Origin of the sequence: Bradyrhizobium sp. B097, from assembly GCF_038957035.1 — a bacterium.
Classification (GTDB): Bacteria; Pseudomonadota; Alphaproteobacteria; order Rhizobiales; family Xanthobacteraceae; genus Bradyrhizobium.
Genome location: NZ_CP152412.1, coordinates 2,008,665 through 2,023,055, shown reverse-complemented (window position 1 = coordinate 2,023,055; position 14,391 = coordinate 2,008,665). Strand labels below are relative to the sequence as shown.

13 protein-coding genes are annotated in these 14,391 nt (G+C 65.4%); 7 read left to right on the top strand and 6 right to left on the bottom strand.

The features are described from left to right. Positions 1–82 precede the first annotated feature (82 nt). Positions 83–1,198, bottom strand: coding sequence for an alanine dehydrogenase (gene ald / locus AAFG07_RS09325; protein ID WP_342727013.1), 1,116 nt, complete (start codon positions 1,196–1,198; stop codon positions 83–85). A 141-nt stretch (positions 1,199–1,339) separates the two neighbouring features. On the opposite strand from ald, the gene AAFG07_RS09320 reads away from it, so the two are divergent. Beyond that, positions 1,340–1,813, top strand: a complete 474-nt coding sequence (locus AAFG07_RS09320) for an Lrp/AsnC family transcriptional regulator (protein WP_171948063.1) — start codon at positions 1,340–1,342, stop codon at positions 1,811–1,813. Positions 1,814–2,006: 193 nt separating this feature from the next. Here the strand turns inward: AAFG07_RS09320 and AAFG07_RS09315 are convergent, their stop codons facing one another. Beyond that, on the bottom strand, positions 2,007–2,555 hold the full coding sequence (locus tag AAFG07_RS09315) for a cytochrome b (protein WP_342727012.1): 549 nt from the start codon (positions 2,553–2,555) through the stop codon (positions 2,007–2,009). 444 nt (positions 2,556–2,999) lie between these two features. On the opposite strand from AAFG07_RS09315, the gene AAFG07_RS09310 reads away from it, so the two are divergent. Continuing rightward, positions 3,000–3,974, top strand: a complete 975-nt coding sequence (locus tag AAFG07_RS09310; protein ID WP_342729098.1) for a hypothetical protein — start codon at positions 3,000–3,002, stop codon at positions 3,972–3,974. A 79-nt stretch (positions 3,975–4,053) separates the two neighbouring features. Continuing rightward, positions 4,054–4,767: a gamma-glutamyl-gamma-aminobutyrate hydrolase family protein gene (locus AAFG07_RS09305; RefSeq protein WP_342727011.1), complete on the top strand. Its 714-nt coding sequence runs from the start codon at positions 4,054–4,056 to the stop codon at positions 4,765–4,767. Positions 4,768–4,776: 9 nt separating this feature from the next. Here AAFG07_RS09305 and AAFG07_RS09300 read toward each other — a convergent pair whose 3' ends face one another. Both AAFG07_RS09300 and AAFG07_RS09295 read right to left on the bottom strand, forming a co-directional pair. Further along, positions 4,777–5,127 (bottom strand): hypothetical protein, encoded by a 351-nt coding sequence (locus AAFG07_RS09300; RefSeq protein WP_342727010.1) that lies wholly within the window; start codon positions 5,125–5,127, stop codon positions 4,777–4,779. A 248-nt stretch (positions 5,128–5,375) separates the two neighbouring features. Further along, on the bottom strand, positions 5,376–6,311 hold the full coding sequence (locus AAFG07_RS09295) for a LysR substrate-binding domain-containing protein (protein ID WP_342727009.1): 936 nt from the start codon (positions 6,309–6,311) through the stop codon (positions 5,376–5,378). A 202-nt stretch (positions 6,312–6,513) separates the two neighbouring features. On the opposite strand from AAFG07_RS09295, the gene AAFG07_RS09290 reads away from it, so the two are divergent. The 4 genes from AAFG07_RS09290 to AAFG07_RS09275 all read left to right on the top strand — a co-directional run bounded on the left by AAFG07_RS09290 (position 6,514) and on the right by AAFG07_RS09275 (position 12,617). Further along, on the top strand, positions 6,514–7,842 hold the full coding sequence (locus tag AAFG07_RS09290) for an MFS transporter (RefSeq protein WP_342727008.1): 1,329 nt from the start codon (positions 6,514–6,516) through the stop codon (positions 7,840–7,842). A gap of 34 nt (positions 7,843–7,876) precedes the next feature. Continuing rightward, a complete protein-coding gene (locus AAFG07_RS09285; protein WP_342727007.1) occupies positions 7,877–8,902 on the top strand; it encodes an amidohydrolase family protein in 1,026 nt (341 codons plus the stop codon). 243 nt (positions 8,903–9,145) lie between these two features. Further along, positions 9,146–9,820 carry an RraA family protein gene (locus AAFG07_RS09280; RefSeq protein ID WP_342727006.1) on the top strand — a complete coding sequence of 225 codons (675 nt, stop codon included), beginning with the start codon at positions 9,146–9,148 and terminating at the stop codon, positions 9,818–9,820. Positions 9,821–10,433: 613 nt separating this feature from the next. Beyond that, complete coding sequence (locus tag AAFG07_RS09275) at positions 10,434–12,617, top strand: TonB-dependent receptor (RefSeq protein WP_342729097.1); 2,184 nt, start codon at positions 10,434–10,436, stop codon at positions 12,615–12,617. Positions 12,618–12,837: 220 nt separating this feature from the next. Here AAFG07_RS09275 and AAFG07_RS09270 read toward each other — a convergent pair whose 3' ends face one another. Then, the gene (locus tag AAFG07_RS09270; RefSeq protein ID WP_342727005.1) at positions 12,838–13,611 is read right to left on the bottom strand and encodes an SDR family NAD(P)-dependent oxidoreductase; all 774 of its coding nucleotides are present in this window, start codon (positions 13,609–13,611) and stop codon (positions 12,838–12,840) included. A gap of 124 nt (positions 13,612–13,735) precedes the next feature. Beyond that, entirely contained in the window at positions 13,736–14,356 is a 621-nt protein-coding gene (locus tag AAFG07_RS09265) for a hypothetical protein (protein WP_342727004.1), read from the bottom strand. Between the last annotated feature and the right edge of the window lie 35 nt (positions 14,357–14,391).

The following is a 14,391-nucleotide window of genomic DNA, read 5'->3' as shown; positions in this document are numbered from 1 at the left end:
ATCCGGGGGCAGTCCCTCCGCGGAGAGGTCGGCCCCGGATTTCGCTTCGCTCCATCCGGGCTACAAATGCGCGTCGAAATTCCTACGACGCCAGCGCTTCCTCCGGCATCACGGCCGACAGATGCTGGCTTTCGGCCACCGCGCGGTTGGTGATGCGGCCGCGATGGACGTTGAGGCCGGCGCGCAGGTGCGGATCCTCGACCAGCGCCCGCAGTCCCTTCGAGGCCAGCGCCAGGCCGAACGGCAAGGTGGCGTGGTTGAGCGCATGGCTCGAGGTGACCGGCACCGCGCCCGGCATGTTGGCAACGCAATAATGCACGATGTCGTCGACCAGATAGGTCGGCGCCTGGTGCGTGGTCGCCTTCGAGGTCTCGAAGCAGCCGCCTTGGTCGATCGCGACGTCGACCAGCACCGCACGGCGTTTCATGCCTGCGAGCTGCGCGCGCGACACCAGCTTGGGCGCGCTCGCGCCGGGCACCAGCACCGCGCCGATCACAACGTCAGCCGCAAATACCTCCTGCTCGATCGCTTCCAGCGTGGCGTAACGGGTGCGGACGCGCCCGAGGAAGAGGTCGTCGAGCGCGCGAAGCCGCGGCAATGAGCGGTCAAGAATGGTGACGTCGCTGCCGAGCCCGGCCGCCATCCGCGCCGCATGGGTGCCGACCACGCCGCCGCCGATGATCGCAACGCGCGCCGGCGGAACGCCCGGCACGCCGCCGAGCAGCTTGCCCATACCATCGGCCGATTTGCGCAGGGCGGCGCCCGCGGCCTCGATCGCAAGCCGGCCGGCGACTTCGCTCATCGGCGCGAGCAGCGGCAGCCCGCCATGCGCATCGGTCACGGTCTCATAGGCCACCGCCGTGCAGCCGGAGGCAATCAGCCCCGCGGTCTGCGGCACGTCGGGCGCAAGATGCAGATAAGTGAACAGTATCTGGCCCTCGCGCAGCCTGATCCATTCGGACGGCTGCGGCTCCTTCACCTTCACGATCATCTCGGCGACCGAGAACACCTCTTCGGCGGTGTCGGCAATGCGCGCGCCGGCCTGGGTATAGACGTCATCGCCAGCACCGATGCCGTCGCCGGCGCCGCGCTGGACCACCACCTCGTGGTCGTGCGCCACATATTCCCGCACCGAGGCAGGCGTCAGCCCGACCCGATATTCCTCGACCTTGATTTCCCTGGGCACGCCGATGCGCATGGTCCGCTCCTTGAAGGATTCGTTTCCGTTGCCCCCAACGCTATTCCTCGTCACATGGCGTTTCTCAGCGAATTCCGGCTTGTGCACATACAGTTACGCTCATATCCTTCGTTTCCAGCTCACCGCTCGAAGGAAAACTGCGTGGACGGTCTCGATCGTATCGATCTCAGAATCCTTGCCGAGCTCGTCGCCGACGCGCGCGCCAGCCAGATTGAGCTCGCCGAGAAGGTCGGGCTGTCGCCGACCGCCTGCGCGCGGCGCATCCGCCATCTCGAGGAGATCGGCGTGATCCGCGGCTACCGCGTCGACCTCGAGCCGACGGCACTTGGCCTTGTAACGACCGTCGTCGTCACCATCACGCTGGAGAAGCAGAGCGAGGATTATCTCGCAGCCTTCGAGGCCGCGATCGCGCGCTGCCCCGACGTTGTGTCCTGCCATCTGATGTCGGGCAGCGACGATTATCATCTGCAGGTCATTGCCCGCGACATCGCCGATTTCGAGCGCATCCACAAGCAGCATCTGTCGCGGATGCCGGGCGTCGCCCGCATCCATTCCAGCTTCGCGATGCGCGAGGTGGTCCGCCGCACTATTCCCGAAACCGCGTTGCGCGGCTAATCCGGAATGGTCGAGTTGCGACCGCGACGAGATTGCGCCCCCTCTCCCGCTTGCGGGGGAGGGTTGGGGTGGGGGCTCTCTCCACGAGTCACATTGTGGAGAGAGCCCCCACCCGGCACGCTACGCATGCCGACCTCCCCCGCAAGCGGGAGAGGTGCAGCGAGTCTGCCGCTAGACTGATTTAATCTCGACTTCAGAACGGATTGCGGCTCGCGCGCGGCCACATCCGCGCCAGCGTCTCGTCCTTCTTGACGACGACATGCCAGAGCGTCGCCGCGATATGCAGTGCGACCACGGCATAAACGAAGTAGGCCAGCACGCCATGCGCGAGCTCGCCCGCCTCCGCCACCGTCTTGTTGTCGGCGAACAGGCGCGGCCAGCTGAAGGTCCAGAAATAGCGCAGCGAGTAGCCGCCGGCCGACGAGAACATGTATCCGGTCACCGGCATCACGAAGAGGATGGCGTAGAGCGCCCAGTGATTGAGCCGTGCCGCGATCCTGACCAGCGGCGAGAGCGAGCCCGGCTCCGGCGGCGCCGTGGTCACGGCGCGCACCATCAGCCGCAGGATCGCCAGGAAGAACAGGGTGACGCCGAGCGACTTGTGCACCTCGAGCAGCTCGCGCCGCGGCGACGTCCCCGCCGGCTGCAGCCCGCAATAGAGCCCGATCAGCATGGCCGCGATGAACAGCACCGCCGTCGCCCAGTGAATCCGGCGGAGCAGCGGATCGTAGCTGGCCGTCATGTCCGTCGTCACAAGGCGCCTTCGCTTGAAGCCAGCCCGTGCGGGTTCGGCCCGAAAAAAGGAAACCGTTCAATAGATGATCGCGCGATGCCTGCCTACCGGCGCGGGCGCCAACTTCGATCACGATCGCGAAGGCCGGGGCTCCCTCCATCGTCATTCCGGGGCGCGCGAAGCGCGAGCCCGGCATCCATTCAACCGCAACACTGCGGCGCGATGGATTCCGGGCCTGCGCCTTCGGCGCATCCCGGAATGACAAGGGGAGGTTTCGTGGGCCGCGCAGCCAAGCGCTCACTGTCACAAACGCCGCGCTGTCACAAAAGCTGTCACAATCGGAGCCGCCCGGCCCCGCGCCACACGCATTTTTTAGTCGTGATTCGCCACCTTCTATGACAGAATTGCTACAATTCAATATCAGTTCGGTTACACGCGGAGCTGTGAATGAGCATGGAGTGGCGGGCGCGGCCGGTTTCGCTGGCTTGGTCGAATCCAGTGGTCCGGTGGTGGGGCTTCCTGAGCCTCGTCAGTGCCGCCAACATCGCGATCTGGTTCGCGCTGTACCGCCAGTTCCACGAGCAGTCGAACGGCAGCCTCAGCAATACGTCCGGCATCGGCCTGATGCTGCTGCTCTGCGCGGCCTATGTGTTCGGCTGCGCCTTCCGCTCGGTGCTGCCGCGCGCCGACGTGCAGCGCATCTGCCTGTTCGACACCTGGCTGTCGAGCGTCGTGGTCGGCCGCACCGTCGCGACCGTCGCCGAGGTCTGCTTCGCCGCGCAATGGGCCATCATCCTGCATCAGCTCGGCACCATGACCGGCGCCGAGACCACCATCAACATCGCCTGGATCATCGTGCCGCTGATCGTGATCGCGGAATGCTTCTCCTGGTACGCGGTGCTGACCACCCATTATCTCTGCAACGCGATCGAGAACTCGATCTGGGCCGTGGTGTTCTTCCTGGTCGGGATCGCGCTGTGCCGGCTGCTGCCCGAGTTTCAGGGCCCAGTGCGCTGGGCCTTCATCGTCGCGATCGTCGGCATCGCCGCCTTCCTCGCCTTCCTGATGACCGTCGACGTCCCGATGTATCTGAACCGCTGGCGCGCCAATCTCGCCGCCGGCGGCACGCTGCTGCATCCGCTCGATGGCCTGCGCGACGTCAGCCGGCGCTGGGTCGTGACCCACGACATCGCCGAGTGGCGCGAGGAGATCGCCTGGATGTCGTTGTATTTCAGCATGGCGGTGTGGTCGAGCCTCGCGCTCTGCGTCGGCTACTCGCTCGAGGATCAGCTGCCGCGTTACCGCACCGAGCCTGCGATCGTCGCGACGACGCCGGCGATCGAAAGCCCGGCACCGGCGATCGTGAGCACGGTTCCGGCGGCGCAGCACACCGCAACGATCGACGCGGCGGCGCCGTCGCGGAATTGAGCGGCGGCCGCGCGGCTTGCGGCCGCCAGCGCTTCCGGAGTAAAGGCTGGATCATCCCCGCTCATCCATCAGCGCGTTCATGCCCCGCATCACCATCATCGAAACCGGGCTCGTCAGTCCGCAATTCCGCGAGCGCCACGGCAGCTATCCGCAGATGTTCCAGCGGATGGTGGCGACTTCAGATCCGTCGGTCGCCTGCGACGTCGTCAGCGTCGCCAACGGTGAGACACTTCCGGATCCGGCCAGATTGGATGCGATCCTGATCACGGGATCAGCGGCCGGTGTCTATGACGATGTCGCCTGGATCGCCCCGCTCGAAGCCTTCGTGCGCGCCGCCCATGGCAAGCACGTTCCGATGGTCGGCGTCTGCTTCGGCCATCAGCTGATCGCGCAAGCGCTCGGCGGCACCGTGCGCAAATCGGAGAAGGGCTGGGGCATCGGCCGCCACGTCTATCGACTGGCGCCGGACAACGGGCTGATCGACGGCGAGACAATCGCGGCGGCCGCCTCGCATCAGGACCAGGTGATCACCCCGCCCGCCTCCGCGCGCACCATCATGGCGTCCGCGTTCACCCCGCATGCCGGCCTGCTCTATGCCAACGGCACGACGCTGTCGGTGCAGCCGCATCCGGAATTCACCGTCGACTACGCCGACGCGCTGTGCGACCTGCGCCGCGGATTCGCGCCCGATGCCGTGGTCGAAACCGCCAAGGCATCGCTCGCCGCACCTCTCGACCACGCCACGCTCGGCGGCGTGGTCACGCGCTTCCTCACCGGCCATAAGCTCGCGTAAGACAGCGCTTCAGGTCATGCTGCCCGGCATGAAGCAGCGCACGCGCGGGTGGCCGTCGATATAGTGCTTCCACACCATGGTTCGGCCGATCTTGTTCGGCTCGGTGATCAAGGCCTCGTCCGGCACCACGACCCATTCATCGTCGATGTGCACGCGATAATGGCCGTGGTCCGACTCCCAGTCCGGATCGGCGACCACGTATCCGTCGGCGTCGGAACAGCATTGTCCGTAGCCGCTGTGCAGACTTTCAAACCAGGGTTTCAGAGGTGAATTGGCGTAGCGGCCGTCGTCGCGCGCCAGGGTCGGCGATGTCAGCCACATCGCCCCCAGCAGCAGTGCCGCACGCGTGATGGCGTGCATGTTGTGGTCTCCGCAGATCTGATCCAGCTGCGGGCGCGCATCATTTACTGTTCGCCGGCGACATTGCCGTCGCGGGCGAAACACGACGAATCGGCGCCCCAGCACCTGGCATTCGAGTATGCAAGAGCGACGCCAAACTGCATCCCGGGAGACTACGGCCGACGAAAGTATGGGAACGCGGACCGTCGCGTGCCGCGCACGGCAGGTCGCCTTCTCATGCGCGCGCGTTCGCCTTCGGCACAGCTCGATCAGCGGATCGCCGCAGCGACCTCGGGAACTAGCGGCGGCGCGCTTCGCGATGCCGCTTGCAGCGCGCATTCGACGAACCGGCGCGGCAGCAGCGAGGCGTTCGAGCGCATCGCCACCAGCATGCGGCTCTCCGCATCCGGCGTGTCCAGCGCTTTTGCGACAACGTTCATGACGCCGGCCTGCTGGTAGCACGACGGCAGGATCGAAAGCCCGATTCCGGCAGCGACGAGGCTGAGCACCGTGCGCAGTTCGTGCGCCTCCTGCGCGATCCGCGGCGCAAAGCCGGCGCGCCGGCACAGCATCGCCGCCTGGTCGCCGACGCCGCAGCCGCTCTCCGCCATGCCGACGAATTCATGCTCGGCAAGGTCGGCAACGTTGAGCTTGCCGGCCGCAGCGGCCAGCGGATGATCGATCGGCAGGAACACCATCAACCGGTCGCGCCAGACGACATGAACCTGCAAGTCGGCCGCGGGCCGGAAATCCAGCGGCGGACGCATGATCGCGACGTCGAGCTCGGCGTCGGCGAGGGCCTGCAGCTGTTTCGCTGTCGACATGTGCCTGAGTTCGATCTTCACCCGCGGATAGCTGCCGCGGAAACTGCGGAACAGTTCGGCGAACATGTCGAGCATCGGAACCGAGTCGGTAAAGCCGACACGGACCGCGCCGGCTTCACCGCGCGCGGCGCGGCGCACCGTCTCCGATGCGAGGTCGAGCTCGCTGACGGCACGCCGTGCGTGCTCCAGCAGCAATTGGCCGGCCTGGGTGAGTTCGACCGCGCGCCGCGTCCGCGACAACAGCTGGGTGCCGAGCTCCTCCTCCATCGCCTTGATCTGCGTGCTCAGCGGCGGCTGGCTGACATGCAGCCGCTTGGCGGCGCGGCTGAAGCTGAGCTCTTCGGCGACCGCGATGAAGTAGCGAAGCTGCCTGTAATCCATCGCTTATTCCGTTTCCCTATAAGTGACGGGTCAAAGCGGTATTTGACCTCCCAGGTCCGTTTCCCGATCTTGGCGTCAAAACGCGGATGCTCCAAGGGGCAACACGCGCAGCCGGTCAGCCATGCGAAATCGCCGCGAATAACAGGCGCTCCGCCCGGTTCGGATCACAAGCGCGATAACAAGAAAGCAAGGGAGGATTCCAATGGGCCAAGCGTCCGTCAGCGAGCTCGAACAGCAAACCATCCGCCGGGTCTATTGGCGGCTGATCCCGATCCTCTTCGTCATGATGTTCTTCAACTATCTCGACCGCATCAATCTCGGCTACGCCGGGCTGACGATGAACAAGGACCTCGGCCTCAGCCCCGCGATCTTCGGCTTTGCCGCCAGCATCTTCTTCCTCGGCTACATGGTGCTCGAGGTGCCGAGCAATTTGATGCTGCACTGGCTCGGCGCGCGGATCTGGCTCGCGCGCATCCTGATCACCTGGGGCCTCGTCGCCACGCTGACCGCCTTTGTCTGGAATCCGCTCAGCCTCTACGTGATGCGGTTCAGCCTCGGCGTCGCGGAAGCCGGCTTCATGCCCGGCGTGGTGCTTTATCTGACCTACTGGTTCCCCGCGCGCTATCGGGCCCGCGCGGTCGCCGGCTACATCATCGCCGGCTCGTTCTCGGCCGTGCTCGGCGGGCCAATCTCGACCAGCATCATGACCTTCCTCGACGGCGCGGCCGGCCTGCATGGCTGGCAATGGATGTTCATCGCCGAGGGCGTGCCGACCATTCTGCTCGGCCTCTTCACGCTCTATTATCTGACCGACCGTCCCGCCAAGGCGAGCTGGCTCACCAAAGAGCAGGCCGCCTGGCTGGAGGGCGAGCTCGCCACTGAGCGGGCCGAGATCGAACAACAGGGTCAGCAGAGGTTGATCGAATGCGTGCTCGATATCCGGGTCTGGCTGCTGGCGGCGTTGTTCGGCTGCGCGCTGGTCGGCATCTATGGCCTGCTGCTGTGGCTGCCGCAGATCATCAAGGGCATGGGCCATCTCAGCAACATCGAGGTCGGCTTCCTGTCGGCAATCCCGCCGCTGCTCGGTGTCGTCGGCACGATCGTGGTGAGCCGCAGCTCGGACAAGACAGGCGACCGCAAGTTTCATCTTGCGGCCGTCTATCTGCTCGCCGCCGTCGCGATGCTCGGCAGCGCCTATGTCGCGAGCCCGGTGCTGGCCTTCGTGTTCCTCTGCGTCGTCGGCTTCAGCCTGAACGCCGGCAATCCCTTGTTCTGGAGCATCAACGCCTCGCTGCTGACCGGCGCGGCCGGCGCCGCCGCGATCGCCATGGTCAACACGCTGGCGCAGTTCGGCGGCCTGATCGGCCCCTGGTGCATCGGCCTGATCAAGGACTCCACCGGAAGCTTCTCCTGGGCACTGGTCGGCATCGCCGGCTTCCTGTTCGTCGCCTCCGCCATCGCCGCCACCATGCGGGTCAAACCGCGCGAGACGGAATTGACGGGCGCGATCCCGTCAACCGTCGCACACTGACAACCCTGCCAAAGGGAACAGCAAGGACGCAACCATGATCATCGACTGTCACGGCCATTACACCACCGAGCCGGCCAAGCTGCAGATCTTCCGCGACAAGCAGCTCGCCGGCCTCGCCGACAAATCGCGCCGGCCGCTCACCACCAATCTCGGCATCACCGACGACGAGATCCGCTCAAGCGTCGAGGGCGCGCAGCTCCGCCTGCAGAAGGAGCGTGGCACCGACGTCACCATCTTCTCGCCGCGCGCCGCCGGCATGGCGCACCATGTCGGCAAGGAAGCGACCAGCCGGGAATGGACCACGATCTGCAACGACCTCGTGCACCGGGTCTGCACGCTGTTCCCGCAGAATTTCGTACCCGTGTGCCAGCTGCCGCAGAGCCCCGGCGTCAAGCCGGCGAACTGCATCGAGGAGCTCGAGCGCTGCGTGACGCAGCTCGGCTTCGTCGGCTGCAACCTCAATCCCGATCCCGCCGGCGGCTATTGGTGCGATCCGCCGCTGACCGATGAATGGTGGTATCCTCTCTATGAGAAGATGGCTGAGCTCGACGTGCCGGCGATGGTCCATGTCTCTTCGTCCTGCAATCCGTGCTTCCATGGCACCGGCGCGCATTACCTCAACGGCGATACCACCGCCTTCATGCAGTTCCTGACCTCGGACCTGTTCAAGCGATTCCCGACCCTGCGGTTCATCATCCCGCATGGCGGCGGCGCGGTGCCGTATCACTGGGGCCGCTACCGCGGCCTCGCGCAGGACATGAAGCTGCCGCCGCTGTCGGAGCATCTGTTGAAGAACGTGTTCTTCGACACCTGCGTCTATCATCTCCCCGGCATCGAGCTGTTGACCCGGGTGATCCCGGTCGAGAACATCCTGTTTGCGTCGGAGATGGTCGGCGCGGTCCGCGGCATCGATCCTGAAACGGGTCATCACTTCGACGACACCCGCCGCTACATCGATGCGCTGCCGCTGAGCGCGGAGGACAAGGCCAAGATCTTCGAAGGCAATGCCCGCCGCGTCTATCCGCGCCTCAACGCCCATCTCGACCGCCGCGCGCATTAGTTGATGCTTGAGCCGATATGGCCGCAGACCCGCTTCACCTCTCCCGCTTGCGGGGGAGGTCGGATCGCATCGAAGATGCGATCCGGGTGGGGGCTCTCTCCACAGCATGACTCGTGGAGAGAGCCCCCACCCCAGCCCTCCCCCGCAAGCGGGAGAGGGAGCCCATCTACTGCGCGGCCACAGTTTGACCCGATCCAATCGTGCTCCAAGCAATCACGCCCCAACAGACCCCGGAGAACACCGATGGCCATAGGATTTGCAATTCACAAGGCGAAGCGGAAAGTGTCGCCCGACCTCGTCACGCGCTACCGCACGCTGCCGGTCGCCAATATCAGCGATGTGATGTCGCGGATCGCGGGTACCAACCGGCTGCGGCCGATGCATGCCGGCGGCTGGCTCGGCGGCCCGGCGCTGACCGTGAAGACCCGGCCCGGCGACAATCTGATGGTGCACAAGGCGATCGACCTGGCCCAACCGGGCGACGTCATCGTGGTCGACGCCGGCGGCGTCCTGGTCAACGCCATCATCGGCGAGATCATGTCGACGCTGGCCGAGAAGAAGGGCGTCGCGGGCTTCGTGATCGACGGCTCGATCCGCGATGCCGGCGCGATCCGCGCCGGATCGTTCCCGGTGTTCGCCGCCGGCGTCGCCCATCGCGGCCCCTACAAGGACGGCCCGGGCGAGATCAATTGCGCCATCTCGATCGACGGCATGATCGTCGAGCCCGGCGATCTCATCGTGGCCGACGACGACGGCGTACTCTGCGTGCCCCATAACGACGCCGAAGCTGTCTGCAAGCTGACCGAGGCCAAGAAGGCGACCGAGGAAAAAGCCATCCAGCAGATCCTCGCCGGCACCAGCGACCGCCGCTGGGTCGATGAGGCCCTGCAGCGCCTCGGCTGCGAGTTCAAGGATTGACCTGCGGCCGCTGGCCAGGAGACGGGATGCCTGCCTCGTGGGCATAAGTCTCCGCAAAACCAACGAGAATCATCGCCCCGCAACCGGTTGGCGGGCCCGTCGACCGGCATCGGGAATTTTTCCCGATCACGGATGGAAAAGAATCCCGGACCTCCGGGACACATCTTGTTTGCCAAAGCACCAGCGCTCCCGCAGTCTCGAAACCAAGGTTCGTCGGGGATAAAAGTCGAACCGGGACAACAGGGTGGGCGTTATGGCTGGTGCGTTGTTGCTTACGGCAACACGATTTTTGTCTTCTTCGGCCACGACGCGCGGCGCTGCGGCCGTGCTCACCGCCATCGGAGCCGCAGCGCCGCTGACGATGGTGCAGGCCCAGACCGCCGCCCCGACCGAACTGCCGCCGGTCACCGTGATTGCCCCCTCACCGCTTTCAGGCACACGCAGCATCAAGCCTGCCGCCCGGCCGGTGGTGCGGACCTCGCGAACCGCCCGAACACGGGCCGCGCCGGCCCAAACCGCGGCGGCGCCCGAGGGCGGTACCGGGGTCCCGGGCCCCTCCGACCGGGATTCGAGCCTGCTCGATCGCGACAAGATCCCGTCCAACACCGAGGTGCTGACCTCGGCGGATTTCAGCCGCAACTATTCGACGAACTTTCTCGACTCGGTGAACCGCAAGCTGCCAGGCGTCACGCTCACCGACCAGACCGGCAACCCGTTCCAGCGCAATCTCGACTATCGCGGCTTCGTCGCCTCGCCGGTTCAGGGAACGCCACAGGGCATCGCGGTCTATCAGAACGGCGTGCGCATCAACGAATCCTGGGGCGACGTGGTCAACTGGGATTTCATCCCGGAAAAGGCCATCGACCGGGTGTCGCTGGTTCCCAACAACCCCGTGTTCGGCCTCAACGCGATCGGCGGCGCGCTCAGCATCCAGATGAAGAACGGCTTCACCTATCAGGGCGTCGAGGGTGAAGTGTTCGGCGGCTCCTTTGGGCGCGTGCAGGGCAGCGTGCAGGCCGGCGGCCAGAAGGACAATATCTCGGCCTATGCCGCGTTCGAATCCGCCTATGACCGCGGATGGCGCGACTACGCCAATTCGTCGCACGTCAACCGCATGTATGTCGACATCGGCGCGCGCTACGATGACACCGAATTCCACGTCAATTTCACCGGCGCCAGCAATCTGCTCGGCAACGTCGCCGCAACGCCGGTCGAGATGCTCAACCAGCGCTGGTCGAGCGTCTATACCTGGCCGCAATCGACGATGCTGCAGCTCGCCTTCGTCAACGCCACGCTGAGCCATAATTTCTCGGACACCTGGTCGTTCCAGGGCAACGCCTATTTCCGCGGCTTCCGGCAGACCCATGCCGACGGCAACGGCACTGACGTTGCGCCGTGCGACGATCCCACGAATTTGTGCATCGGCGACGGCCTTCCGGTTTTCGGTCCTGCGGATGGTCCCGCAACTCCGAACACGCTGGGGAACGCTTTCCTTGGCGAACTCGATCGTAACCGGGCCGCCACTAACAGCTTTGGCGGTACGGCCCAGTTCACCAATACCGACAGACTGTTCGGGCATGACAACCACGTCGTGATGGGTGTCAGCGTCGACCATGGCAACACCAAGTTTACCGCGACCAGCGAGCTTGGCACCGTCGACCAGAATCTGTTCGTGACAGGCACCGGAGTCTTCATCAACCAGCCCGACGCCGGTCTCAGCCCGGTCGATCTGCGCGCCACCAACACCTATACGGGCGTCTACCTCACCGACACGTTCGACGTGACGAGCAGGTTCTCGGTCACCGCCGGTGGACGGTTCAACTATGCCCAGATCGACCTGCAGGACCAGACCGGGACCAACGACCTGCTCAACAGCAGCAATCGTTTCCAGCGGTTCAACCCGGTGATCGGCGGCACCTTCAAGATCACCCCGAACCTCACCGCCTATGCCGGCTATTCGGAGGCCAACCGCGCACCGACACCGCTGGAGCTCGGCTGCTCCGATCCGAACCATCCCTGCATGATCGACACCTTCCTGGTGGCCGACCCGCCGCTCAAGCAGGTGGTGTCGCACACTGTCGAGGCCGGCCTGCGCGGCAGCTGGGGCCGCGACGCCAGGACCGGCGTGCTGAGCTGGGGCCTGGGCGTGTTCCACACCCTGTCCGACGACGACATCATCCAGGTGACGAGCCCGCTCGGCGTCAACAATTTCGGGTTCTTCCAGAATGCCGGACAGACCCTGCGGCAGGGCATCGAGGCCAAGCTCGACTATCGCTTCGATCGCTGGAACACCTACGCCAACTACACCTATGTCGACGCGACCTATCGAAGCGCGATCACGCTATCCTCGCCGAACAATCCGAATGCGCTGACCAACGATGCCGGCGCGCAATTTGTCAACGTCACGCCGGGTGACCACATCCCGGGCATTCCCGCGCACCGCTTCAAGGCCGGCGTCGACTACAACGTGACAGATGCGTGGAAGGTCGGCGCCGACCTCAATTTCGTGGGCAGCCAGTGGATCATCCATGACTACACCAACCAGAGCCCGAAGGTGCCGGCCTACTCGGTCGTCAATCTGCACACATCATACCAGGTCACGAAGAACATCGAGGTGTTCGGCCTGATCAACAATGTGTTCAACCGGCACTACTATCTGAGCGGCGCGTTCTATCAAACGGGCGGCTTTACCAGCGCCGGCGGCCTCCCCAACCTGATGGCGCAGCTGAGCGATCCGCGCACCTTCGTGCCCGGCATGCCGCTCGCCGCGTACGCCGGCATCAGGGCGAAATTTTAGTTCCAGGGAAATCTCGTTCGCTAATTTTGTCCAGCGATAGACTCGCTGCCACCTCTCCCGCTTGCGGGGGAGGTCGCATCGCATCGAAGATGCGATGCGGGTGGGGGCTCTTTCCACAATGTGACTCGCGGAGATACCCCCACCCCGACCCTCCCCCGCAAGCGGGAGAGGGGGCGCAGTTCCCTTCGAGGGTACAGCTCGACTTCAACCCATCAAACGGCTACGCCACCGTCCCGCCGTCGACCGGCATCGCGATGCCGGTGACGAACGAGGCCTTGTCAGACAGCAGGAACACCGCAACCTCGGCGATCTCCTCCGGGCGCGCCGCGCGGCCCATCGGGTTACGGGTCACCGCGGCCTTGATCAATTCCTCGGGGTCGGCCTCGTTGTGGCCCGGCTGGTCGGGCCGATTGACGAACACCCGGAGCATCGGCGTGTCGATCGCGCCGGGACAGATCGCGTTGACGCGCACACCGTCTTTGGCGTGGCGCTTGGCGAGCGCCCGCGCGAGGCCGATCACGCCGGCCTTGGCCGCCGAATAGGTCGGACTCCACGGCGAGCCGACCAGGCCCGAGGTCGATGCGGTGAACAGGATGCTGCCCTTGCGCCGCGCCGTCATCTGCCCAAGCGCCGCGTTGGTCGTGATCAGCTGCGAGCGCAGATTGAGATCGACGCTGAGATCCCAGCCTTCCAGATCATCGATCACAGAGGGCCCGGGAATGCCGAGATGATTCCAGACGCAGTCGAGCGCGCCGAACTCCTTCACGGTCGCAGCGACGATGTCGCGCGCAAAGCCGTCGTCACGCAGATCGCCGGTCAGCGCCAGCGCGCGTCCGCCGCCCTTTTTGATCTCGTCGACCACCGCCTTCGCGCCGGCCTCGTTCTGGTCGACCACCGCGACCGCCGCCCCCTCGCGCGCGAGAATGAGCGCGCCGGCGCGGCCGGCGCCCGACGCCGCGGCGGTGACGAGTGCGATCTTGCCTTGCATGTCCATGGTTCGATCCTGATTGTGCTCGCGAGCTCGAGCCTTCTTGGTGCTGGTCGAAGTTCTGGTTGGATCAGGAGCGCAGCGCCGCGGTCTTGCGCTGACGCGCTACCGTCACGCGGCCGGCTTCGCGCTAGCGGCCGCCGAACAGAACCGGTGACTGACCGGGCAGCAGCTGCGAATGGATGTCGCTGTCCATGCGCTCCGCCCCAAGCTGGGTGAAACCGGCCCCGAACGACAGGGTGACATTCGAGGTCGGGCGGAACTCCAGTCCCGCACGCGCCGTATACCCGGCGTTGACGCCGGGATTGCCGCTGAACGGCGCCAGCGGGCCGCCAGCGCCGGGCGGATTGTATTTCAACGAGTCGAAGCCGGCGAAGAACGTCACCGGCGTATCACCGACACCCTTGAAATTGTAGCCGACCTGCGCGCCCTGATATTCGAGCGAGCCGAACGCCGCCGATTGACCGAGCGTGTTCCAGCCGACGCGGCCGCCTTCGCCACCGATAAACCAGCCATCCGGACGGCCGTTCAGATACGAGAAGTCGCCGCCTTGCGGGGCGGTGGCGTCGAAGCCCGGAAAGTTGCCGTAAGTGTCCGCCTTCTGGCCGTCGGCCAGGCTGCCGCCGAAGCCGAACAGCGAGCCTGGCGTCCAGTAGCGCACGGGGCCGGCCTGGGCGTTGGCCTGCTGGGCGCCGAGACAGAGCACTGCGGCGATGATTGCGAGACCGGATTTGCTTGCGAAAGTGGACATCAGGTTACCGTCACGTGCGGCCAAACTATACCCGT